Below are 21,649 nucleotides of genomic sequence, written 5' to 3'. Positions count from 1 at the left end.
CTACTTCAGCCGGACCGGGCAGCCGGCGACCATCAGCCAAGCTTCGGTCGCGGCTGCGGCGGTCCGTTGCCCGAGGAACCCGGCGAGGTCGCGAAACCGCCGCAGCGCCGGTTCCATCGGCACCGGGCTCCAGCCGATCTCGTCGCCGATGACGACGACGGGCCAGGGCATGGCGCGGAACGCGGCGAGCTCGCGGCTCCAATCGTCGAGCACCGCCTCGTCGCGGTCGAAGCGGTCGGCGAGCCACAGCACCAGGCTGTCGATCACCACGCCGGTCGGCGGCGGATCGAGTGCCGCCAGCGCCGCGGAGATCGAGGCCGGCGCTTCGAGCGTGCGCCAGGTCGCCGGCCGCTCGGCCTGGTGGCGGCGCACCCGCGCGGCCATCTCGGCATCGGCCGGATCGCGCCGATAGGTGGCGACGAACACCACGGCGTCGCCGAACTCCATGGCGATGTCGACGGCGCGCCGGCTCTTGCCGCTGCGCACCGGCCCGGTGAGAAAGATCAGATCGCCCACGCGTCCCCCGGAATCGTGCCGCCGCCCGCGCCCTTGATGCACGATGGGCGACCGGGCGCAAGGCGGCCAGCCCAGCAATCCGGCTTGCGCTCGCCCGGGCTCGCGCGTTGACAGGGCGGCGAGCCGGTTCCTATGAGGGCGCCCGCGCCGCCCTTTGGAGAATCATGACCGACCTCACCCCCACCCGGTTCGACGTTCTGGTCGCCGGCGGGGCCGCCGCGGGCTTGTGTGCCGCCATCGCGGCCCGGCTCGCCGGTGCGTCGGTGCGGCTCGTCGAGGCGGCTCCGGCGGCGCTGCGCGGCGGCAACACGCGGCACGCGCGGAACTTTCGGATCGCGCATGGCGGCCCGGCCGCATACGTCCCGGACAGCTACCGGCCGGAGGAGTTCCTCGCCGACCTGCTGCGCGTCACCGGCGGCGACATCGACGAGGCCCTCGCCCGCACCCTGATCCGCGCCTCGGCCGGCATCGCGCCGTGGCTCCTCGCCGCCGGCGTCCGGCTCCAGGCGCTCGACCGTGGCGTTCTTCCGTACTCGCGCCGCACCGCCTTTCTGCTCGGCGGTGGCAAAGCGATGGTGAACGCGCTCTATGCCACCGCGAAGGAGCTCGGCGTCGTCGTCTCCTACGACACCGCGCTCGTCGCGCTGCATCCGCACGAGCACGGCTGCGAGGCCGTCCTCGAAACGGCCGTGGAGCGCGAGCCGATGGTCGCCCGCGCCGTGGTGGTGGCGACCGGCGGCCATCAGGCGGATCTGGCGCAGCTCCGCGTCGATCTCGGCCCGGCGGCGGACCGCATGGTGGTGCGCGGCTCGCCCTATTGCACGGGTCGCGGCCTCGATCTGCTGCTCGGGCTCGGCGCCGAGCCGGTCGGCGACCGGGCGAGCGCCCATCTGGTCGCCGTCGACGCCCGCGGACCGCGCTTCGACGGCGGCATCGTCACCCGCATGACCGGCATCCCGCACGGAATCGTGGTCGACCGCACCGGCCGGCGTCTCGCCGACGAGCGCGCCGACACCCGCCGCACCCACTATGCGCAATGGGGACCGCGCATCGCCGCCTGTCCGGACCAGCTCGCCTATCTGATCGTCGACCAGGAGGGACTACGGCGCGTCGGCCCGACCGCGCTCGCCCCGGTCACGGCGCCGTCGGTCGCCGAGCTGGCGCGCCGGCTGGAGGTCGATCCGGCGGCGCTCGAGGCGACGGTGCGGACCTTCAACGCCGAGGCGGCGGACCGCGAGCCGGCGGTGCGGCCGCTCGCGGCGCGGCCGCTCGCCGCCTGGCCGCTGCTGCCGGGCCTCACTTTCACGCATTTCGGTGTCGCCGTGGACACCGGCATGCGGGTCCGGCTGCGCGGCGGCCGCCGCATCGAGCGGGTGTTCGCGGCCGGCACCACGATGGCGGCCAACGTGCTGCGGCACGGCTATCTGGCCGGGCTGGGCCTCACCCTCGCCGCCGTGTCGGGCCGGATCGCCGGCGAGGAGGCCGCCCGTGCCGCCGCGTGAGGTCGCCGACGAGGTCGAGCGGGTGCTGCGGCTGTGCAGCGCCTGCATGTATTGCGACGGCGTCTGCGCCGTGTTCCCGGCGATCGCCGGCAAGGCGACCTTCTCGCTCTGCGACGTCGCCCATGTCGCCAATCTCTGCCACGCCTGCCGCGGCTGCTGGCATGCCTGCCAATACGCGCCGCCGCATCCCTTCGCCGTCAATGTGCCGCAGACGCTCGCCACCGCGCGTCGCCACTCCTACGCGGACTTCGCCCGGCCGCGCTGGCTGGCCGCGGCGTTCGGGCGGCGGGCCTGGACGGTCGCGGCCGCGGTGGGCGCGGTCACGCTCGCGGCGCTGCTCCTGGTGGTCCTCACGGTGCCGCACGAAACCCTGTTCGGGGAGCATCGCGGCGGCGGTGCGTTCTATCGGGTCGTGCCGTGGGGCGTGATGACGACGGCCGCCGGCCTGTCGTTCCTGTGGGCCGTGACCGCCATGGCGGCGTCGACGATGGCGTTCTGGCGGGCGATCGCGCCGCCCGCGTCGCGCCGGGTCGTTCGGCGGGCGCTGTGGCCGGCGGTGGTCGACATCGTGACGCTGCGCAATCTCGGCGGCGGCGGCGCCGGCTGCAACGACGTCGACGGCCGTTTTTCGCGCGAACGGCGCATCGCCCATCATGTCATGGTCACGGGCTTCGCCCTGACCATTCTCTCCACCGTGTCGGCGGCGCTCTGGCATCACGTCGCCGATGCGCCGGCCCCCTACCCGTTTTTGAGCCTGCCGGTGCTCGCCGGCACGATCGGCGGCGTCGCGATGCTGATCGGCATCGGCGGGCTCGTGTCGGTCGAGCGGCGCGCCGACACGGCGGCGACCGAGCCGGGCGAGACGCGGCTGAACCTGATCTTCCTGGGGCTGCTCGGGCTCGTCGCGGCGAGCGGCCTCGCCGTGCTGGGGCTGCGCGAGACCATGCTGATGGGCGTGACGCTGACGCTCCATCTCGGCCTGGTCACCGGCTTCTTCCTGGTGCTGCCGGCGAGCAAGATGATGCACGCGCCCTTCCGCGCGGCGGCGCTGCTGCGCGCCGCCATCGACCGCGTCGCCTCACCGCCCCGGCGCAGCGGCGGCGAGTGAGCGGCACGCCGCGGCGAGCCGCGCGAAGGCGGGCTCGTCGGCCGGCAGACCGAAGCGATAGCGGTTCGGCGTGTGCGGGAACCCGCGCACCAGAATGCCGGCATGCGCGAGGGCGTCCACGAGATCGCGGCCCGGCGGGCCTTCGGCGAGAACGAACAGGTCGGTGCCGCCGAGGATGCGCAAGCCGCCGCCCGAGAGAATTCCCTCGAGCCGGGTGCGGTCGGCGGCGAGACGTTCGCGCATCGTCGTCGTCCAGGCCGTGTCGAGGAGCGCGGAGGCCGCGATCGCGCAGGCCGGTCCCGACACGGGCCAGTCGCCGAGCCGCCGCCGCCACGGCATCGCGGCCCGCTCCGCCACCGCGACGAAACCGACGCGCAGGCCGGCGAGTCCGAAAAACTTGCCGAGCGAGCGCAGCACCACGACGCCGTCCGGCAGCCGGTCGGCGGCGAGCAGCGACAGCTCGGGCGCGACGTCGGCGAAAGCCTCGTCGACGATCAGCTTGCGCCCCGCCCCCGTCCACGCCTCGGCGAAGGCGAGGAGGTCCGCGCGCGGCACGGCCGCGCCGTCCGGATTGTTGGGGTTGACCAGCACGACGACGTCGAGGTCACGAGCCGCCGGATCCGGCAGGGCCGGCAGCGGCCGCACCGTGGCTCCGGTCTCCTCCCAGGCGGCGGCGTGCGACGAGTAGGTGCGGCCGACGACGCCGACCCTGAGGCGCGGTCCGAGAACGACCGGCAGCAGCCGGATGGCGAGCTCGCTGCCCGGCACCGGCAGCAGCGCCGTGCCGGTCGGTCGCCCATAGGCCGCCGCGGCGGCATCGGTCAGCCGGTCGATGTCGCGGCCGAGCGGCAGCCGGCGATACGTCTCGGGGTCGACCGCCGGCACCGGATAGGCGTGCGGATTGATGCCGGTCGACAGGTCGATCCACGGGGTCGGTGCCTCCGGATAGAGTCGCTCGGCCTCGTCGACACGCCCGCCGTGCCCGCGCAGGATCGCCTCGTTCCTCGGCTGCATCGGTCCGCCCAATCGGTCGCCTCAGATCGATCTGCCCGTTTCGGCCGCGGACTTCGGTCCGGCGACGGCCGTCGCGGCCGGCGAGGCTTAGCCCGGCGCCCGGCGCGGTGCAATCGGCTGACCGCGTCGCCGCCGATACGGGCGAAACCGGACGGCCGGATGCTTGCGCCGGAACCCGCCGTGCGCCTAATGTCGCCGCGATGGTTCCTCGCGCCGTCGGTCCGGCGCGGGGTGAAAAGGGAATGCGGTGCGGCGCCCGCGGGCGCTCAGGCCGCAACTGCCCCCGCAACTGTAGGCGGTGAGGCTCTCGCGCGGGTTCGTCACTGGCCGCAGTCTCCCCCTCCGATCGGGACTGCGCGACGGCCGGGAAGACGGCGCTGGAGCCGGCGAGCCGCGAGTCAGGAGACCTGCCATCGAGGTGGCGTGCGCGAATGGTTCCGGGCGGGGTGTTCCGGGGCCTGACGAGGCGCACGCGCAGCCGTCGGGAGGGTTTTCGCGTGCACATCATGGAAGGCTATCTGCCGGTCGGCCACGCGGCCGGTTGGTTCGCGGTGTCCGCACCGTTCGTGATCGCCGGGGCGGTCCGGATGCGGCGCATCCTGCGGGACGAGCCGCAGACCAAGATGATGCTCGCGGCGGCCGGCGCCTTCACGTTTGTGATGTCGGCCCTGAAGATCCCGAGCGTCACCGGCTCGTGCTCGCACCCGACCGGCACCGGGCTCGGCGCCATCCTGTTCGGCCCCGCCGTGATGGCCGTGCTCGGGACCATCGTCCTCGTGTTCCAGGCACTGCTGCTCGCCCATGGTGGCCTGACGACGCTCGGCGCCAACGTGTTCTCGATGGCGATCGTCGGGCCGTGGGTGAGCTGGTCGGTGTGGCGGCTGGCGCGCAGGCTCGGCCTGGGGGCCAGCGTCGCGGTGTTCTGTGCCGCCATGCTGGGGGACTTGTCGACCTATCTCACGACCTCGGTGCAGCTCGCGATCGCCTATCCGGACGCGAGCTCGGGCGTGCTCGGTGCCGTCGCGAAATTCGGCGGCATCTTCGCCGTCACCCAGATCCCGCTGGCGATCGCCGAGGGCCTCTTGACCGTGGTGGTGATCAACGCGCTCGAGGCCTCGCCGGGCCTGCTCGCCGAGATGCGGGGCGAGATGCGCGCTGGCTCGCGCGAAGGCGCGCACGGGCTCGCCGGAGGGACCGAGCGATGATCTCCAAGCGATCCTCGTGGCTGCTGATCGCGCTCGCGGCCGCCATCGTCGCCGCCCCCCTCCTCCTGCCGGGCATCGAGGGCGAGTTCAAGGGCACCGACGATCAGGCGGCGAGCGCCATCGCCGAGGCGCGCCCCGGCTACGAGCCGTGGTTCAAGCCGCTGTGGACGCCGCCCAACGGCGAGATCCAGAGCCTTCTGTTCGCCTTGCAGGCGGCGCTCGGTGCCGGCGTGCTCGGTTACGTGATCGGCCGAAGGCACGGCCGATCGTCCGCATCCGACAATGTCTCCCGTCGATAGGGCGGCCCACCTCAACCGCTGGCGGTCGCGCTCGCTCGCCGAGAAATCCGTCCTGGCCTTCGGTATGATGGCGTTCGCCCTCGTCTTCCCGCCGTTCCCGGTCGCTCCGGTGGTCGCCGTCGTGATGACGGCGGCGACGCTCCTCGGCGCGCGGGTGTCGCCGCGAACCTGGCTCGCCTGCGTGGCGGCGCCCGTCGGCTTCCTGCTGGTCGGATCGCTGTCGCTCGCCCTGCAGGTCGGCGACGGCGGCATCGGCCTCGCGCCGGACGGCCTGGCGACCGCGGCCGGAACGACGGCGCGCGCGCTGGCCTGTGTGACGGCGCTTCTGTTCCTCGCCCTGACGACGCCGGCGACCGATCTGGTCGCCGGGGCGCGCCGTCTCGGCCTGCCCGGCGAGATCGCGGAGATCGCCCTGCTGACGTATCGGTTTCTGTTTCTTTTCGGCGCGACTGCGCTGGCCATGGACGCGGCCCAGGCGGCGCGTCTCGGTCACGCCGGCGCCGGCCGCCGGCTGCGCTCGCTCGGCCTGCTGATCGCCAATCTGCTGCCGCGATCGCTTTATCGGGCGCGGCGCCTGGAGGTCGGCCTCGCGGCGCGCGGCTGGACCGGCGAGATGCGCGTGCTGTCGCGTCGGACTCCGGTCTCCCGGCCGGTGCTCGCGCTGATCGTCGCGATCGAGGCCGGGGTCGCCGGGCTGGGGTTGTGGGCGCGGTGACCCTGCTCGAAACGCAAGGCCTGACCTACGCCTATCAGGACGGCGGCCCGGCCTTGTCGGACCTCGATCTCGTCGTGCGGCGCGGGCGACGCCTCGCCATTCTCGGCCCCAACGGCGCCGGCAAGACGACGCTGCTCCTGCACCTCAACGGCACGCTGCGGCCGCAGCGCGGCCGGGTGCTGCTCGACGGCGCGCCGGTCGGATACGCCCGCGCCGACCTGACCGCCTGGCGCCGCCGCGTCGGGCTGGTGCTGCAGGACGCCGACGATCAGCTGTTCGCCGCGTCTGTCGAAGAGGACGTGTCGTTCGGGCCGCTCAATCTCGGCCTCGCCGACGACGCGGTGCGCCGCCGCGTCGCCGATGCGCTCCAGGTGATGGGCATCGCCGATCTCGCCGAGCGGGCGACCCACTTGCTCTCGTTCGGCCAGAAGAAGCGCGTCGCCATCGCCGGCGCCGTCGCGATGCGGCCCGAGGTACTGCTGCTCGACGAGCCGACCTCGGGCCTCGACCGCGCCGGACGCGACGGGCTCCTGGCCGCCCTGCAGGCGCTGCACGCCGCCGGCGCGACGCTGGTGTTCGCCACCCACGACGTCGACCTCGCCTACCGGCTCGCCGACGACGTCGCCCTGTTCGCCGACGGCAAGGTGCTTCGCCAAGGTCCGGCCGAGGCGGTTCTCGCCGACCGCGCCGCGACGGCGGCGGCCGGGCTGGAGCCGCCGTTCCTCTTGTCGCTCGGCCTCACGGCGCGAGCGGCGGGAGTTCTCGGCGCCACCGATCCCCTGCCGAAGACCCGCGAGGCGGCGCTGGCGCTCGTCGAGCGGAGTTGGCGGAAGGGTGCGTCGGGTTCGACGGAATAAGCCCGCGTCACCGAGGCTTCGAAACCCTCGCGTCAGCGGGCGAGCGCCAGCAGCGCCTCGATGTCGACGTGCTGCTCGAGATGCGCCGCGAGCGCATCGAGCGTCTCCTCGACCATCGCCTCGTAGGCGAGGCCGCCCTGCCCGGCCGGCGCGCCGAGGCGGGCGAGCCAGGCGGCGCGCTGGCGATCGTCGGCGAAGAAGCCGTGCACATAGGTGCCGGCGACGCGGCCGTCGGCCGACACGGCGCCGTCGTCGCGGCCGCCGGCCGGACCGCCGCTGCGCGGGTCGTCGAGCCGCACGAGCGGCCGGGCCGTACCGGGTCCGATGGTGCGGCCCATGTGCATCTCGTAGCCGGCGAGCGGCACACCGTCGGCGACGGTGCGGCCCGTCACCGCGACCAGCGACTTGTCGCCGGTCAGCGTCGTGATCACGTCGAGGAGCCCGAGCCCGACCGCCGCGCCGGGCGGGCCTTCGACGCCGTCCGGATCGTCAATCTCGCGGCCGAGCATCTGATAGCCGCCGCACAGGCCGAGCACCCGGCCGCCGCGACGGACATGCGCCAGGATGTCGACATCCCAGCCGGCGGCGCGCAACGCCGACAGATCCCGGATGGTCGTCTTGGCGCCCGGCAGGATCACGAGGTCGGTGTCGGCCGGCAGCGGCGCGCCGTTGCGCAGCAGGACGAGATCGACGGCGGGCTCGAGCCGCAGCGGGTCGAGGTCGTCGAAGTTGGAGATCGACGGCAGCACCGGCACGGCAATGCGCACCGTTCCGGCTTTCACCGAAAGCGGCGCGGCGGTCCCGGCCTCGAGCCCGAAGATGTCCTCGGCGGGCAGGCGGTGGGCGTCGCGGAAATGCGGCACGAGGCCGAGCGGCGCCCATCCGGTTCGTTGTGCGATGACCGCCATGCCGGCGGCGAACAACGCCGGGTCGCCGCGCATCTTGTTGACGAGGAAGCCGCGGATCAGCGCCGCATCCTCGGGCTCCACGACGGCCGCGGTCCCGACCAGGCTGGCGATGACGCCGCCGCGGTCGATGTCGCCGATCAGCACGACGGGCACGTCGGCGGCGCGGGCGAAGCCCATGTTGGCGATGTCGTTCGCCCGCAGGTTCACCTCGGAGGCCGAGCCCGCGCCCTCCACCAGCACGATGTCGGCGTCGCCGCGCAGGCGTGAAAAGCTGTCCAGAACATGCGGCAGAAGCTCGGCTTTCCGCGACTGGTAGTCCGTCGCCCGGGCGGTGCCGAACACCCGCCCCTGGACGACGATCTGGGCGCCGGTCTCGCTCTGCGGCTTCAGCAGCACCGGGTTCATGTGCACGGACGACGCGACGCGGGCGGCGCGCGCCTGCAGGGCCTGGGCGCGGCCGATCTCGCCGCCGTCGGCCGTCACGGCGGCGTTGTTCGACATGTTCTGCGGCTTGAACGGCCGCACCTTTAGGCCGCGGCGGGTGAGCAGCCGGGCCAGCCCGGCGACGATCAGCGACTTGCCGACGTCCGAGCCGGTGCCCTGAAACATGAGGGCGCGGGCCGTCATGCGCGTTCCACGGGCGGCCGGCGGGCACGGTCATTCCGGGACGGCGCGCAGCGCCGGGCCCGGACTCCAGTCCCGAGCGCTCCGTTCACTGCCGGCATGCCACCCGGTCCGCCACGCTCAAAACTCGATCCCGGCCTGGGTCTTCACGCCGGCCTTGAAGTGGTGCTTGACCATCGTCATGTCGGTGACGAGGTCGGCGGCCTCGACGAGCGCCGGCTTGGCGTTGCGGCCCGTGACGGCGACGTGGAGGTCGCCTCGGCGCGCCGCGAGCGTCGCCACCACCTCCTCGACCGGCAGGTAGTCGTAGCGCAGCGCGATGTTCAGCTCGTCGAGAATCACCAGGCCGAAGGCCGGGTCGGCCATCAGCGCCGTGGCGATCTCCCAGGCGGCCCGGCAGGCCGCCATGTCGCGCGCCTTGTCCTGGGTCTCCCAGGTGAAGCCCTCGCCGGCCGTGTGCCAGACGACGCGGTCGCCGAACACCGCGAGGGCCGTCTTCTCGCCAGTCGGTCGGCTCTTGATGAACTGGACGACGCCGACCCGCCCGCCATGGCCGAGCACCCGCAGCGCCAGCCCGAAGGCGGCCGTCGACTTGCCCTTGCCGGTGCCCGTGTGGACGAGCAGCAGCCCCTTCTCGACCGTCTTGGAGGCGATCTCGGCATCCTGCAGGGCCTTGCGCTTCTCCATTTTTGCGCGGTGGCGCGCGGCTTCTTCGGGCGTGGGGGCGTCGGCGGTCTCGGTCATCGGAGTCCTCGTCGGGGTGGCGACAGGACCACAGGGCGTCCGCTCGGGCAACCGCCGGATTGACAGGGCGGCACTTCCGCCGCACAGATCCTGGCGCCGACGGTGTCCCGCCCGCCGGGACGTTTCCGCATGCCGCGAAACGCCTTGCTGGTCGGACAAGAGGGAATATCGGAGGCGGCGAGCCGGGACACCCGCGAGACGGGCAACCGGGTCGGCGCCGTGCCGGAGCTGCCCCCGCAACTGTGAGCGGCGAGCCTGCACCGTAGCCACTGGGGGCGGTCCCCGGGAAGGTGGTGCCGGCAGCGACCCGCGAGCCAGGAGACCTGCCGTCGCCTGCCACTGACGCCGTTCCGGGCGGGGTGTTCCGGAGCGAATGTCGGCCGAACGGAGTGCAGGTCCGCTCGCCGCACGTCTCGGGGGATTCGTCTCCTGTCGTCGACGAGTGACCCATGGAGCCAGCCGACCCGGTCGATCCCGCCGTCATGGCGTCCGCCGCACCGTCCCCCGACATCCCGTCGCCCGGCGCGACACCACCCGGCGCGACACCGCCCGGCGCGACGTCGCCCGGCACGACGTCGTCCGCCGCCCGACCGGCCGCGGCCGGCGAGCCCACGATGTTCGTCTGCGTCACCTGCCGGATCTCGGAGGACGAGGAGGTGCGCTCGGGCCAGCTGCTGCACGACGCCCTGGCCGCCGCGCAGGCCCGGGCCACCGCCACCGAATCCGACGGCACCGCCGGCCTCCGGATCGTCCCGTCCGAATGCCTGTCGAACTGCAACCGCGCCTGCACGATCGCGCTCGCCGGCCCGGGCCGCTGGAGCTACGTCCACGGCGACCTCACCCCGGACCACGCCGACGACGTCCTGCACTTCGCCGACCGCTGGGCCGCGTCCGCCAAGGGCCTCGTCGCCTGGCGCGAGCGCCCGCTGATCATCCGCAAGAGCGCCGTCGCGCGCATCCCGCCACTGCCGGCCGCTCAGGAGCCCTGACCACGATGTCGCTCGAGAAAATCCCCGTCACTATCGTCACGGGCTTCCTGGGCGCCGGCAAGACCAGCCTGGTGCGCCACCTGATGGAGAACCCGGGCGGCCGGCGGCTCGCCGTGCTGGTCAACGAGTTCGGCGACGTCGGCATCGACGGCGACATCCTGAAAGGCTGCGCCGACCCGAGCTGCCCCGAGGACGCGATCGTCGAGCTGACCAACGGCTGCCTGTGCTGCACGGTGGCCGACGCGTTCGTGCCGACCATCCAGGCCCTGCTGGCGCGCCGACAGCCGCCCGAGCACATTCTCATCGAGACCTCGGGCTTGGCGCTGCCGAAGCCGCTCCTCAAGGCGTTCGAGTGGCCGGACCTGCGCACCCGCATCACGGTCGACGGGGTGATCACGGTCGCCGACGCCGAGGCGGTGGCGGACGGCCGCTTCGCCCCCGACCTCGCAGCCGTCACGGCGCAGCGCGAGGCCGACGAGACGATCGACCACGACACGCCGCTCGGCGAGGTGTTCGAGGATCAGGTCGCCTGCGCCGACATCGTCATCCTCAACAAGGTCGACCTCGTCGACGCGCAGGCGCTGGCCGCGGCGCGCGACACCGTGCAGGCCGAGATGCCGCGCCGGATTCCGGTGATCGAGACGCAGGAGGGCCGTGTCGATCCGCGCGTCGTGCTCGGGCTCGGCGCCGCCGCCGAGGACGATCTCGCCGCCCGCCCGAGCCATCACGAGCAGCACGGCGAGCACGACCACGACGACTTCGAGACCATCGTGGTGACGCTGCCGGATCACGCCGCCATCCCCGAGGTGGTCGCCAAGGTCGAGGCGATCGCCCGCGACCACGGCGTGCTGCGTGCCAAGGGCTACGTCGCGGTGCGCGGCAAGCCGATGCGGCTTTTGGTGCAGGGCGTCGGCACGCGGGTGCGGGCGCAGTTCGACCGGCCGTGGGCGGCCGACGAGCCGCGCGTCTCGCGCCTCGTCGTCATCGGCCAGAAGGGCTTCGACCACGCCGCCGTCACGGCGGCCCTGCAGCGCGAGCCGGTCTGACGATGCACATCCTGTTCCGCGAGACGCACGGCCTCGAGGAGGCGGCGACGGCCGAGGATCTCGGCCACGCGCCCGCCGATCTCGTCGTCCTGTCGTTCGCGGACAGCGACCTCGGCGCCTTCGCGGCCGGCTGGCGGGCCGGACGCGAGGAGCTGCCGAGCCTGCGTCTCGCCAATCTGGCGCGGCTGCAGCATCCCCTCTCGGTCGATCTCTACATCGAGAGGACGCTGTCGCACGCCAAGGGCATCCTGATTCGGCTTTTGGGCGGGCTCGACTACTGGCGCTACGGGGTCGAGCAGGTGCAGGCCGCCGCGGCGCGGAACAACATCGCGCTGGCGATCGTCCCGGGCGACGGTCGCCCCGACCCGCGGCTCGACGAGGCCTCCAACGTCCCCGTCTCGACGCTGCGCCGCCTGCAGACGCTGTGCGACACCGGCGGCGCGCGCGCCGCGCAGGGTGCGCTGGCGCAGCTCGCGCTCGCCTGCGGCCTGTGGGCCGTGCCGATCCTCGGCGTGCGCGCCCTGCCCCGCCACGGCTTTTTTCCCGGCGATTTTTCGGCGTGCCCGGTCGATGCGCCGTGCGAGGGGGACGCGCCGCGGGCGCTCGTCGTGTTCTATCGCGCCATCCTCGCCGCCGCCGACACGGCGCCCGTCGAGGCCCTGATGGCGGCGCTGAAGGAACGCGGCGTGACACCGGTCGGCATCTTCGTCGACAGCCTGAAGGAGCCGGAGACGCGCGCCTGGCTGCGTGATCAGCTCGCCCGCATCGAACCCGACGTGATCGTCAACGCCACCGCCTTCTCGGCCCGCGACGCCGACGGTGGACCGTTCGACGCCGTCGATGCGCCCGTCCTCCAGGTGGCGCTGGCCGCCTCGTCCCGGAAGGCGTGGGCGGCGTCGGAGCGGGGTCTGTCGCCCTCCGACCTCGCCATCCACGTGGTGCTGCCCGAGGTGGACGGCCGCGTCTTCTCCGGCGTCGTCTCGTTCAAGGAGCCCGAGCCGATCGATCCCGACCTCGGCTTCGCCCGCGTCGTCCATGCGCCGCACGGCGAGCGCGTCATCGCCGTCGCGGCGCGCGCCGTGGCGCTGGCGCGGCTGCGCCGCACCGCCCGCGCCGATCGCAAGCTCGCGCTGGTGCTGTCGGCCTATCCGGGCCGCGACGACCAGATCGCCCATGCGGTCGGGCTCGATGCGCCGGAGAGCGCCGTCGCGGCCCTGTCCATGCTGGCCGCCGCCGGGTACGGCGTCGGCGATCCGCCGCGTGATCACGCGATGCTGATCGCCCGCCTTCTGGCGGAGGAGATCTCCTGGCCGCTCGCCGACTACGAGGCCGCGCTGGCGGGGCTGGATCCGGCTCTGCGCGCCGAACTGATGACGCAGTGGGGCGCCCCCTCCGACGACCCTTCGGTGCGCGACGGCCGGATTCACTTCAGGGCCATCCGCTGCGGCAACCTGATCGTCGCGGCCCAGCCCGAGCGCGGCAGTCGCGCCGAGCGGGCGGCCGCGTATCACGACGCGCGGCGCGCCCCGCGGCACGGCTTCGTCGCGTTTCACCTATGGCTGCGGCAGGTCGCCCGCATCGACGCGCTCGTCCACATGGGCGCGCACGGCACGCTCGAATGGCTGCCCGGAAAGTCGGTCGCACTGTCGGGCGCCTGCTGGCCCGACGTGCTGCTGGGGCCGACGCCCGTCGTCTACCCCTTCATCGTCAACGATCCCGGCGAGGCGGCGACGGCGAAACGCCGGCTCGGCGCCGTCACGATCGGCCACATGACGCCGCCGCAGCGGCAGAGCGCCGTGCCGGAGCGCCTGCACACGGTCGAGCGGCTCCTGGACGAGTACTCCAACGCCGACGGCCTCGACCCGCGCCGCCGCGAGCGGCTGGCGAAGGACATCGTGGCCGCCGCCAAGGAAACCGGGCTCGACCGCGACACCGGCATCACGGACGACACGAGCCCGCAGGAGGCGGTGACGAAGCTCGACGCCTTCGTGTGCGACGTGAAGGCGACGCAGTTCTCCGACGGCCTGCACGTGTTCGGCCGCGTGCCGGTGGTGCCCGACGACGACGGGCTCCTCGGCGACATGCCGTTCGCGGACTGCGCGGCGGCGGAGCGAACCAGTCTGCTCGCCGCGCTCGATGGGCGCGCCGTGGCACCCGGGCCGGCCGGCTCGCCGTGGCGCGGGCGGCGCGACGTGCTGCCGACCGGCCGCAACCTCTTCACGGTCGATCCGCGCGCGGTGCCGAGCCGCGCCGCCGCCGACCACGGCGCCCGCCTCGCCGACGCGCTGCTGACACGCCACCTGCAGGATCACGGCGAGTATCCGGGCTCCGTGTTGGTGGATCTGTGGGGCTCGGCGACGATGCGCACGGCCGGCGAGGAGCTCGCCATGGCGCTGCGGCTGATGGGCGTGGTGCCGACCTGGGACACGACGTCGGACCGCGTGTCGGGTTTCGAGATCCTGACATTAGCCCAGCTAGGCCGTCCCCGCATCGACGTGACACTGCGCATCTCCGGGCTGTTCCGCGACGTGTTTCCGAGCCTGCCGGTGCTGTTCGAGCAGGCCGTCGCCGCGCTCGCCACCCGTGACGAGCCGGCCGAGGAGAATCCGTTCCGGACCTCGGTTGGCCCGCGGGTCTTCGGCCCGGCGCCGGGCGCCTACGGGGTCGGGGTCGCCGAGACCGTCGACGACCTCACGCCCGAGAGCGTGGCGGCGGCGGCCGAGGCGTGGCTCGCCGGCAGCGCCCATGCCTACGGACGCCACGACGGCGTTTTCGCCCGCGACGCGCTGGAGGCGCAGGTCGCGGCGGCCGACGCTTTCGTCCACACCCAGGATCTGCCCGAGACCGACCTCCTGATGGCGCCCGACTACGCAGCGCACGAGGCCGGCTTCGCGGCCGCCGCGAAGACGCTCGGCGCGACGCCTGCCCTCTATCACGCCGACTCGGCGCGCGCCGACGATCCCCGCATGCGCACGCTGCGCGAGGAGATCGCCCGGGTGGTGCGGGCGCGCGCCACCAACCGGACCTGGATCTGCGGGCAGATGCGCCACGGGTTCCGCGGCGCCGCCGAGATCGCCTGGACGCTCGACCAGATGGCGCTGTTCGCGCATCTCGCCCAGGCGGTGCCGCCGCATCACTTCGATCTCTATTACGACGCGACGCTCGGCGACGACCAGGTGCGCGACTTCCTCGACAGCGCCAACCCGCGTGCCGCCGAGGCGATGCGCCGGCGCTTCCGCCAGCTCGTCACCGCCGGCCACTGGACCACCCGGCGCAACAGCGTCATGGACGCGATCGCGGACGACGGTCGATGACACGAGACCTGATCACGACTTCACCGGTCAGTCCGGGCCGGCGCGAAGGGCCGGACCCGGAATCAAGCCACGACTTCCGACGTCGCGGCTGGATTTCGGGTTCGCACCTTCGGTGCGCCTCGGAATGACGACAAAGGCTTGTGCATGACCCTCGTCTACGAGAAGGACGGGGCGGCGATCTATCGCCGCTCGTTTTCGATCATCCGGGCCGAGGCCGACCTCGCCCGCTTCTCGCCCGAGGAGGAGAAGGTCGCGGTGCGGGTGATTCATGCGAGCGGCATGGTCGAGGTCGCCGCCGATCTCGTCTTCTCGCCCGGCGCCGCGGCGGCGGCGCGCGCCGCGTTGCGGGCCGGCGCGCCGATCTTCTGTGACGCCCAGATGGTGGCGCACGGCGTCACCCGGGCGCGCCTGCCGGCCGACAACGACGTGATCTGCACGCTCTCGGATCCGGCCGTTCCGTTGCTGGCGGACAAGCTCGGAACCACCCGCACGGCGGCCGCCATGGAGCTGTGGCGCGACCGGCTCGGCGGCGCGGTCGTCGCGATCGGCAATGCGCCGACCGCGCTGTTCCGGCTGCTGGAGATGCTCGACGAGGGCGCCGAGAAGCCCGCCGCCGTCATCGGCATGCCGGTCGGCTTCGTCGGCGCTGCGGAGTCGAAGGAGGCGCTGATCGCCGACGGCCGTGTCCCTGCGATGATCGTGCGCGGCCGCAAGGGCGGCAGCGCCATGACGGCCGCCGCCGTCAACGCGCTCGCGAGCGACCGGGAATGAGCGGCCTCATCACAACACCTAATCGTCTCGAGCCGACATTGACGCAGAGCGCCAGCGCTCCCTCTCGCGCGCGGGGAGAGGGTCGGGGTGAGGGGGCGCCTCCGTATCCTCGAAACGCCCCCTCACCCGGATTCCGCGCGTGCCGCGCGGAATCCGACCTCTCCCCGCGTGCGGGGAAAGGTTTAAGGACCGCCGTCGCTGTGGAGATCGAACCATGACCGCCACCGTCTACGGCGTCGGGCTCGGGCCGGGCGATCCCGAGCTGATCAGTGTGAAGGCCGACCGGCTGGTGCGCGGCGCCGCCGTCGTCGCCTATTTCTGCAAGGCCGGGCGGACCAGCAACGCCCGCACCATCGCGGCCGGGCTCTTGTCGCCCGACGTGGTCGAGATCGCGATGGCGTACCCGGTGACGACCGAGATCGCCTTCAAGGATCCGGCCTACAACGCCGCCCTGAAGGAGTTCTATCAGGACTGCGTCGCCCGCCTGACGGCCCAGACCGACCAGGGCTGCGACGTGATCGTGCTGTGCGAGGGCGACCCGTTCCTCTACGGCTCGTTCATGCATCTCCACACCCGCCTCGCCGGCCGCGTGCCCGTGGTCGTCGTTCCCGGCATCCCCGGCATGGCGGGCTGCTGGACCGCGACGGGCGCGCCGATCACCTGGGGCGACGATATTCTGACGGTGTTGCCCGCGACGCTCGACGAGGCGACGCTGGTCGACCGCCTGGGCCGGGCCGACGCGCTGGTGATCATGAAGCTCGGAAAGAACCTCCCAAAAGTGCGGCAGGCCCTCACGCGCGCCGGCCTGATCGACCGCGCCGTCTATGTCGAGCGCGGCACCATGGCGGGCGAGACGGTGATGCGCCTCGCCGACAAGCCGGACGATGCCGCGCCCTACTTCTCCATGGTGCTGGTGCACGGCGAAGGGCGGCGGCCATGAGCGACGCTGCGCCCGCGGGGTCGCTCGTCGTCGCCGGGCTCGGACCCGGCGACCCGCGCCTGACCACGCCGGAGGTGACCGACGCGCTCGCCGACGCCACCGACCTGATCGGCTACGGCCCCTACATCGCGCGCGTGCCCGACCGGCCGGGCCTCGCCAAGCACGGCTCCGACAACCGGGAGGAGATCGACCGCGCCCGCCATGCGCTGACGCTCGCGAGCGCCGGCCGTCGCGTCGTCGTCGCCTCGTCGGGCGATCCCGGCGTGTTCGCGATGGCGGCGGCCGTGCTCGAGGCGGTCGAGCACGGCGACCCCGCGTGGCGCGAGCTCGACCTGCGGGTGCTGCCCGGCGTCACGGCCATGACGGCGGCGGCGGCGCGGGCCGGTGCGCCGCTCGGTCACGACTTCTGCGCCATCAATCTCTCGGACAATCTGAAGCCCTGGGCGCTGGTGGAGAAGCGCCTGCGGCTCGCCGCCGAGGCCGACTTCGTGATCGCGCTCTACAATCCGGTGTCGAAGGCGCGGCCGCATCAGCTCGGCCGAGCGCTCGACATTCTCCGCTCGCTGCGCGCACCGACGACGCCGGTGATCTTTGCGACCGCGGTGAGTGCCCCGCAGGAAACGATCGACACGGTGCCGCTCGCCGAGGCCGTGGCGTCGCGCGCCGACATGCGCACTCTCGTCATCGTCGGCTCGTCGCAGACCCGTCTGATCACGCGGACGGGCGGGCCGGCCTTCGTCTACACGCCGCGCTCCGCACCGGCCGAGGCCGCGTCGTGAACACCCCCGCCGGCGAGCCAGGCCAGCACGGCCGCGACGGTCTCGACCGTGGGCCGTTGCGGGATTTTTGGTCGCCGCACCATCACGACCGGCAGGCCGAGATCGCGGGCGGCGAGAAGCTTCGCGACCGCCGCCGTGCCGCCGGCGTTCTTCGACACGACGAGCTCGCTGCCGTGCTGCTGCATGAGCGCACGATCGCCGTCGACATCGAACGGCCCGCGCGCCACCACCACGGCGACGTTCGGCAACGGCAGGTTTTCACGCGGCGCATCGACCAGGCGGATCAGATAATGGTGCTGCGGCTTTTGCACGAAGGCATCGAGATGCAGTCGGCCGATGCCGAGGAAGACGCGCCGCGGCGCCTCGCCGACCGCCGCCACGGCATCCTCCAGCGTGTCGACCTCGATCCAATGGTCGCCCTTCTCGGGCCGCCACGGCGCCCGCTCCAGCGCGACCAGCGGAGTTTTCGTGGCCGCGCAGGCGGCGACCGCGTTGCCGCTCATCTGCGCCGCGAACGGATGCGTCGCGTCGACGACGCGGTCGATCGTTTCGGCGCGCAGATAGTCGATCAGCCCCGGCACGCCGCCGAAGCCACCCACCCGCCAGGGCACCGGCACGGCGATCGGGTTCTCGGTACGCCCCGCATAGGACAGCACGGCGTCGATCCCGGGCGCCTTCGCCAGCGCCTCGGCGAGCCGTCGCGCCTCGGTGGTGCCGCCGAGGACCAGAATCTTCTGCCGTCGGGCCGCCATCTATCCCCTCACCACCGGCGTGCGGGCGAGCAGCTCGCCGGTCCGACCGAAGACCGCGACGTCGAGGCCGACCTCCGTGCCGCGCAGCAGCTTCGCGCCGGTCTGGACAGCACGCGCCGCGACCATGGCCGCGATGTCGATGCCCTCGGCCTGCGTTCGTTGCAGAGCCTCCAGCGCCGTGTTGGCGCGGCGGATCGCCTCGACCAGGGCGCCCGACGCGCCCGCCTCGGCGGCGAGCCGGGCGAGGTGGGCGAGATCGACCTCGCCGGCGCGCGAATGGAGGTCGAGCAGCCCTTGCGAGAGCTTGGTCATCTTGGCGAAGCCGCCCGCGACGGTGACGCGCGCGACCGGGTTCAGGCGCACATATTTCAACAGGCCGCCGACGAAATCGCCCATGTCGATGAGAGCGATCTCGGGCAGGCCGTCGAGCGCCGCGATGGCGGTCTCCGAGGTCGAGCCGGTCGCGCCGGCGATGTGCGACAGGCCGGCCGCCCGGGCGACGTCGACGCCGCGATGAATCGCGTGGATCCAGGCCGCGCAGGAGAACGGCACCACGATGCCGGTGGTCCCGAGGATCGACAGGCCGCCGACGATGCCGAGCCGCGGATTCAGCGTTTTCTGCGCGAGGGCTGCGCCGTCGGGGATGGAGATCTCGACCACCACGTCGCCGGCCGCACCGGTCGCGGCGCAGGCCTCGGCGACGGCCGTGCGGATCATGGCGCGCGGCACCGGGTTGATGGCCGGCTCGCCGACCGCGACCGGGAGGCCCGGCCGCGTCACGGTGCCGACCCCCTCGCCCGCCCGGAACGTCACGCCGGTGCCCGGCGCACCCGGCCGCACCGTCGAGACGATCACGGCGCCATGCGTCACGTCGGGATCGTCGCCCGCGTCCTTCACCACGCCTGCGCGCGCGAAGCCGTCCCCCGACTCGCCGAAGGCGAGCGAGAAGCTCGGCCGCTGGCCGCCCGGCAGCGTCACGGCGACCGGGTCCGGCAGCGTGCCGGTCGCCAGCGCCTCGACGGCGGCACGCGTCGCCGCGGTCGCGCAGGTGCCGGTGGTCCAGCCGGGCCGCAGCGGTCTTTCCCCGTTCATGCCGGCGACTATAGGCGGGTCGCCGCAGCGTGTCAGGACGCTTGCCATGCAAGACCCTGTCATACAAGACCCGGCCATGACTGACGATCCCGACGACCATGCCTGTGCCGGTCACATCGCGCTGGTCGGGGCCGGGCCCGGCGATCCGGACCTGTTGACGCTGCGCGCCGTCGACCGCCTGCGCGCCGCCGACGTGGTGCTCTACGACGACCTCGGCAGCGCCGGCGCCCTCGTCCATGCCCGCGAGGACGCCGAGCTGATCTCGGTCGGCAAGCGCGCCGGCCAGCACGCGCCCAAGCAGGCCGAGGTGAGCCGGCTGATGGTCGCCTATGCGCGGCTCGGCAAGCGGGTGGTGCGGCTGAAGTCCGGCGACCCGGCGATCTTCTCGCGCGCCGACGAGGAGATCACGGCGGCCCGCGAGGCGGGCCTCGCCATCGAGATGGTGCCGGGCGTCACCTCGGCGACGGCCGCCGCGGCGCATCTCGGCACGGCGTTGACCAAGCGGCTGGTCGCGCGGCGCGTGCAGTTCATCACGGCCCACGAGGTGACGGGCGGCCTGCCCGACGACCTCGACCTCGCGGCGCTGGCCGACCCGGCGGCGACGACCTGCGTGTTCATGGGCAAGGCGACGTTCCCGGCGCTCGCCGAGAAGCTGTTCGCCATCGGCCTGTCGCCCGACACGCCGGCCGCCGTGGTGGAGAGCCTCGGCAGTGATCCGAAGACCATGACCGGCACGGTCGCCACCATCGCGGCGCGCCTGCGTGATGCCCCGCCGGCCGGGGCGTGCATGATTCTCTACGGGGCGGCGCTGGCCGGGGTGATGGTGCCAGCGGAAGCAGCCGACCGATCCTGATCAGCTCCGGACGGCAGGGCAATTACGACGTCTCCCGCGAGGAAGCCTCGCAGAATTACGCGGTCGTCCCGGGGCGGCGCGAACGCGCCGAGCCCGGGATCCATACCCCCTGGCTTTCGTGAGCCATTTCTTTCGTGAGCCGTCATCGCCGGACGTATGGATCCCGGGCTCGCGGACCTGCGGTCCGCGCCCCGGGATGACCGGAATCTGTCACCCGAAGATGTCGGTCGTCATGCCGCGATACCAGCCGACCGCCTCCTTGGCCTGCTTCTCCCGCAGCTCCGGCGACTCGTCGCGCTGCGACGTGTAGGGGTCGAGCATCACGATCTTGCCGTCGCGCGGCTCGTAGCGGGCGCCGTTCTTGATCGCGTCGTCGGGCGCGATGGTGCTCCAGCAGTGATTGGTGAAGCGCACCGGCACCAGCCGGGAGCCCAGCAGCTCGTGGCGGACGATCATGGCCGTGTTCTTCGCCTCGTTGTTGGCGGCGAAGCCCGACTTCGGAAAATCCCCGCCGATCGCCGCGTCGCCGATCACGTGGATGCTCGGATCGACGAGCGACTTCATGGTGCCGGCGTCGACCGGGCACCAGCCGGTCTCGTCGGTGAGGCCGGCGTCGCGGCCGAGCCGGCCCGCCTGCTGCGGCGGGATGACGTTGACGAGCGCCGCCTTTTGGGTCTCGAGGTCGGTCGTCACGGTCATCGACTTGGGATCGACCGACTTGATGCCGCCGTGCATCTTGGGATCCTGCCACTCGATCACGCCCGGATAGTGCCGCGCCCAGCCGTCCTCGAACAGCGGCTGCATGGCAAAGTGATCCTTGGCGTCCAGGATGACGATGCGGGCGTCCCTGACGCCGCGCCGCTTCAGCGCCAGCGCCATCATGGAGGCGCGCTCGTAGGGCGCCGGCGGGCAACGATAGGGCGTCGGCGGCGCGACGATCACGATCAGGCCGCCGTCCTCGACCGCGTCGAGCTGGCGCTTGAGCAGCAGGAGCTGATCACCGCCGCGCCAGGCATGCGGCATGCGCTCGGCCGCCTCGATAGAGTAGCCGGGCACGTCGCCGTACTTGAAGTCGATCCCGGGCGAGACGATCAGGCGATCGTAGGGGATCTGGGTGCCGTCGGCGAGGCGCAGGCGTCTCGCGCTGCGTTCGATGCCGGCGACCCGCTCGAACACCAGCTTGACGCCGCGCCCCGCGAGGTTGTCGTAGCCGTGGACGAGCTGCTCGTAGGGCTTGAGCCCGGCGAGGAACAAATTCGACGTGAACGGGGTGACGAACTGGCGGCTCTGCTCGACCAGAGTCACGTCGAGCTCGGCGCCGGTGGAGACCAGATACTTGGCCGCCGTCGCCCCGCCCGCCCCGCCGCCGACCACGACGACGTGCGGCTTGATCTGGGCGATCGCGGGCGCGGCGAGCGCCGGCGCCGCCAGGGCACCCACGGTTCCGCGCAGAAGAGTTCGTCGGTCGATCACGGCACCTGTGCCCAGATCCCCGGCAGTGCGAGCAACGCTGCGGCCCACGCTGTGCTCCCCGGCGCCCGGAAGCGTCGCCGAGCTCGACCCGGCGATCCATCCGAACGATCAGCAGTCCTTGCGGCGATGGATGGCCGGGTCGAGCCCG

At 72.9% G+C, this 21,649-nt stretch carries 20 protein-coding genes and 2 riboswitches; of the genes, 13 read left to right on the top strand and 7 right to left on the bottom strand.

Annotated features, from left to right (window positions below; all coding sequences use genetic code 11):
* A complete protein-coding gene (locus tag ACFSOX_RS00670) occupies positions 1-516 on the bottom strand; it encodes a bifunctional adenosylcobinamide kinase/adenosylcobinamide-phosphate guanylyltransferase (protein WP_378475868.1) in 516 nt (171 codons plus the stop codon).
* Between the two features lie 164 nt (positions 517-680).
* Here ACFSOX_RS00670 and tcuA point away from each other — a divergent pair, with 164 nt between their 5' ends.
* Together tcuA and tcuB are read left to right on the top strand one after the other, a co-directional pair.
* Positions 681-2,018 carry an FAD-dependent tricarballylate dehydrogenase TcuA gene (gene tcuA, locus ACFSOX_RS00665; protein WP_378475867.1) on the top strand — a complete coding sequence of 446 codons (1,338 nt, stop codon included), beginning with the start codon at positions 681-683 and terminating at the stop codon, positions 2,016-2,018.
* A complete protein-coding gene (gene tcuB / locus ACFSOX_RS00660) occupies positions 2,005-3,126 on the top strand; it encodes a tricarballylate utilization 4Fe-4S protein TcuB (protein ID WP_378475866.1) in 1,122 nt (373 codons plus the stop codon). Before tcuA ends, tcuB begins: the two co-directional genes overlap by 14 nt.
* On the opposite strand, the gene ACFSOX_RS00655 is transcribed toward tcuB, so the two are convergent.
* Entirely contained in the window at positions 3,097-4,140 is a 1,044-nt protein-coding gene (locus ACFSOX_RS00655; RefSeq protein WP_378475865.1) for a threonine-phosphate decarboxylase, read from the bottom strand. The two genes, tcuB and ACFSOX_RS00655, sit on opposite strands and share 30 nt — an antisense overlap.
* Before the next feature lie 184 nt (positions 4,141-4,324).
* A riboswitch (cobalamin riboswitch) is annotated at positions 4,325-4,569 on the top strand.
* 77 nt (positions 4,570-4,646) lie between these two features.
* Between ACFSOX_RS00655 and ACFSOX_RS00650 the strand changes: the two genes are divergently transcribed.
* Genes ACFSOX_RS00650 through ACFSOX_RS00635 form a run of 4 tightly spaced genes read left to right on the top strand, consistent with a single transcriptional unit; the run spans position 4,647 to position 7,216 of the window.
* Complete coding sequence (locus ACFSOX_RS00650; protein ID WP_378476089.1) at positions 4,647-5,345, top strand: energy-coupling factor ABC transporter permease; 699 nt, start codon at positions 4,647-4,649, stop codon at positions 5,343-5,345.
* The gene (locus ACFSOX_RS00645; protein WP_378475864.1) at positions 5,342-5,644 is read left to right on the top strand and encodes an energy-coupling factor ABC transporter substrate-binding protein; all 303 of its coding nucleotides are present in this window, start codon (positions 5,342-5,344) and stop codon (positions 5,642-5,644) included. The genes ACFSOX_RS00650 and ACFSOX_RS00645 overlap by 4 nt, the downstream gene beginning before the upstream one ends.
* Positions 5,628-6,359 carry a cobalt ECF transporter T component CbiQ gene (gene cbiQ / locus ACFSOX_RS00640; RefSeq protein WP_378475863.1) on the top strand — a complete coding sequence of 244 codons (732 nt, stop codon included), beginning with the start codon at positions 5,628-5,630 and terminating at the stop codon, positions 6,357-6,359. The genes ACFSOX_RS00645 and cbiQ overlap by 17 nt, the downstream gene beginning before the upstream one ends.
* Positions 6,356-7,216 (top strand): energy-coupling factor ABC transporter ATP-binding protein, encoded by an 861-nt coding sequence (locus tag ACFSOX_RS00635; RefSeq protein WP_378475862.1) that lies wholly within the window; start codon positions 6,356-6,358, stop codon positions 7,214-7,216. The genes cbiQ and ACFSOX_RS00635 overlap by 4 nt, the downstream gene beginning before the upstream one ends.
* A gap of 32 nt (positions 7,217-7,248) precedes the next feature.
* Here the strand turns inward: ACFSOX_RS00635 and ACFSOX_RS00630 are convergent, their stop codons facing one another.
* Together ACFSOX_RS00630 and cobO are read right to left on the bottom strand one after the other, a co-directional pair.
* Positions 7,249-8,751, bottom strand: coding sequence for a cobyric acid synthase (locus ACFSOX_RS00630; RefSeq protein WP_378475861.1), 1,503 nt, complete (start codon positions 8,749-8,751; stop codon positions 7,249-7,251).
* A gap of 117 nt (positions 8,752-8,868) precedes the next feature.
* A complete protein-coding gene (cobO, locus tag ACFSOX_RS00625; RefSeq protein ID WP_378475860.1) occupies positions 8,869-9,492 on the bottom strand; it encodes a cob(I)yrinic acid a,c-diamide adenosyltransferase in 624 nt (207 codons plus the stop codon).
* A 118-nt stretch (positions 9,493-9,610) separates the two neighbouring features.
* Positions 9,611-9,837: riboswitch (cobalamin riboswitch) on the top strand.
* 104 nt (positions 9,838-9,941) lie between these two features.
* Here cobO and ACFSOX_RS00620 point away from each other — a divergent pair.
* From ACFSOX_RS00620 to cobJ, 6 genes are all read left to right on the top strand, one after another.
* The gene (locus ACFSOX_RS00620; protein ID WP_378475859.1) at positions 9,942-10,481 is read left to right on the top strand and encodes a DUF1636 domain-containing protein; all 540 of its coding nucleotides are present in this window, start codon (positions 9,942-9,944) and stop codon (positions 10,479-10,481) included.
* A 5-nt stretch (positions 10,482-10,486) separates the two neighbouring features.
* On the top strand, positions 10,487-11,527 hold the full coding sequence (gene cobW, locus ACFSOX_RS00615) for a cobalamin biosynthesis protein CobW (RefSeq protein ID WP_378475858.1): 1,041 nt from the start codon (positions 10,487-10,489) through the stop codon (positions 11,525-11,527).
* A gap of 2 nt (positions 11,528-11,529) precedes the next feature.
* Positions 11,530-14,841, top strand: coding sequence for a cobaltochelatase subunit CobN (cobN, locus tag ACFSOX_RS00610; RefSeq protein WP_378475857.1), 3,312 nt, complete (start codon positions 11,530-11,532; stop codon positions 14,839-14,841).
* A 144-nt stretch (positions 14,842-14,985) separates the two neighbouring features.
* Positions 14,986-15,612 (top strand): precorrin-8X methylmutase, encoded by a 627-nt coding sequence (locus ACFSOX_RS00605; RefSeq protein ID WP_378475856.1) that lies wholly within the window; start codon positions 14,986-14,988, stop codon positions 15,610-15,612.
* 214 nt (positions 15,613-15,826) lie between these two features.
* Positions 15,827-16,552 carry a precorrin-2 C(20)-methyltransferase gene (locus tag ACFSOX_RS00600; protein ID WP_378475855.1) on the top strand — a complete coding sequence of 242 codons (726 nt, stop codon included), beginning with the start codon at positions 15,827-15,829 and terminating at the stop codon, positions 16,550-16,552.
* Positions 16,549-17,331, top strand: coding sequence for a precorrin-3B C(17)-methyltransferase (gene cobJ, locus ACFSOX_RS00595; protein ID WP_378475854.1), 783 nt, complete (start codon positions 16,549-16,551; stop codon positions 17,329-17,331). Before ACFSOX_RS00600 ends, cobJ begins: the two co-directional genes overlap by 4 nt.
* Here the strand turns inward: cobJ and ACFSOX_RS00590 are convergent.
* The gene (locus ACFSOX_RS00590; protein WP_378475853.1) at positions 17,292-18,083 is read right to left on the bottom strand and encodes a cobalt-precorrin-6A reductase; all 792 of its coding nucleotides are present in this window, start codon (positions 18,081-18,083) and stop codon (positions 17,292-17,294) included. The two genes, cobJ and ACFSOX_RS00590, sit on opposite strands and share 40 nt — an antisense overlap.
* Positions 18,084-19,175, bottom strand: a complete 1,092-nt coding sequence (locus ACFSOX_RS00585; RefSeq protein WP_378475852.1) for a cobalt-precorrin-5B (C(1))-methyltransferase — start codon at positions 19,173-19,175, stop codon at positions 18,084-18,086.
* Between the two features lie 76 nt (positions 19,176-19,251).
* Here ACFSOX_RS00585 and cobA point away from each other — a divergent pair, with 76 nt between their 5' ends.
* Positions 19,252-20,028: a uroporphyrinogen-III C-methyltransferase gene (cobA, locus tag ACFSOX_RS00580; RefSeq protein WP_378475851.1), complete on the top strand. Its 777-nt coding sequence runs from the start codon at positions 19,252-19,254 to the stop codon at positions 20,026-20,028.
* A 210-nt stretch (positions 20,029-20,238) separates the two neighbouring features.
* Here cobA and ACFSOX_RS00575 read toward each other — a convergent pair whose 3' ends face one another.
* A complete protein-coding gene (locus ACFSOX_RS00575; protein ID WP_378475850.1) occupies positions 20,239-21,501 on the bottom strand; it encodes an FCSD flavin-binding domain-containing protein in 1,263 nt (420 codons plus the stop codon).
* Positions 21,502-21,649: the final 148 nt, after the last annotated feature.

It is taken from the genome of Rhodoplanes azumiensis, assembly GCF_042682915.1.
GTDB lineage: Bacteria > Pseudomonadota > Alphaproteobacteria > Rhizobiales > Xanthobacteraceae > Rhodoplanes > Rhodoplanes azumiensis.
Note: the sequence above shows the minus strand (reverse complement) of the source record. Positions and strands in the feature narration are given on the sequence as shown.

Bases quoted from the DNA above. Each gene is read 5' to 3' on its own strand.
- tcuA (WP_378475867.1), top strand. From the start codon at position 681: ATGACCGACCTCACCCCCACCCGGTTCGACGTTCTGGTCGCCGGCGGG.
- ACFSOX_RS00655 (WP_378475865.1), bottom strand. From the start codon at position 4,140: ATGCAGCCGAGGAACGAGGCGATCCTGCGCGGGCACGGCGGGCGTGTC.
- ACFSOX_RS00650 (WP_378476089.1), top strand. From the start codon at position 4,647: ATGGAAGGCTATCTGCCGGTCGGCCACGCGGCCGGTTGGTTCGCGGTG.
- ACFSOX_RS00645 (WP_378475864.1), top strand. From the start codon at position 5,342: ATGATCTCCAAGCGATCCTCGTGGCTGCTGATCGCGCTCGCGGCCGCC.
- cbiQ (WP_378475863.1), top strand. From the start codon at position 5,628: ATGTCTCCCGTCGATAGGGCGGCCCACCTCAACCGCTGGCGGTCGCGC.
- ACFSOX_RS00630 (WP_378475861.1), bottom strand. From the start codon at position 8,751: ATGACGGCCCGCGCCCTCATGTTTCAGGGCACCGGCTCGGACGTCGGC.
- cobO (WP_378475860.1), bottom strand. From the start codon at position 9,492: ATGACCGAGACCGCCGACGCCCCCACGCCCGAAGAAGCCGCGCGCCAC.
- ACFSOX_RS00620 (WP_378475859.1), top strand. From the start codon at position 9,942: ATGGAGCCAGCCGACCCGGTCGATCCCGCCGTCATGGCGTCCGCCGCA.
- cobW (WP_378475858.1), top strand. From the start codon at position 10,487: ATGTCGCTCGAGAAAATCCCCGTCACTATCGTCACGGGCTTCCTGGGC.
- cobN (WP_378475857.1), top strand. From the start codon at position 11,530: ATGCACATCCTGTTCCGCGAGACGCACGGCCTCGAGGAGGCGGCGACG.
- ACFSOX_RS00605 (WP_378475856.1), top strand. From the start codon at position 14,986: ATGACCCTCGTCTACGAGAAGGACGGGGCGGCGATCTATCGCCGCTCG.
- ACFSOX_RS00600 (WP_378475855.1), top strand. From the start codon at position 15,827: ATGACCGCCACCGTCTACGGCGTCGGGCTCGGGCCGGGCGATCCCGAG.
- cobJ (WP_378475854.1), top strand. From the start codon at position 16,549: ATGAGCGACGCTGCGCCCGCGGGGTCGCTCGTCGTCGCCGGGCTCGGA.
- ACFSOX_RS00590 (WP_378475853.1), bottom strand. From the start codon at position 18,083: ATGGCGGCCCGACGGCAGAAGATTCTGGTCCTCGGCGGCACCACCGAG.
- ACFSOX_RS00585 (WP_378475852.1), bottom strand. From the start codon at position 19,175: ATGAACGGGGAAAGACCGCTGCGGCCCGGCTGGACCACCGGCACCTGC.
- cobA (WP_378475851.1), top strand. From the start codon at position 19,252: ATGACTGACGATCCCGACGACCATGCCTGTGCCGGTCACATCGCGCTG.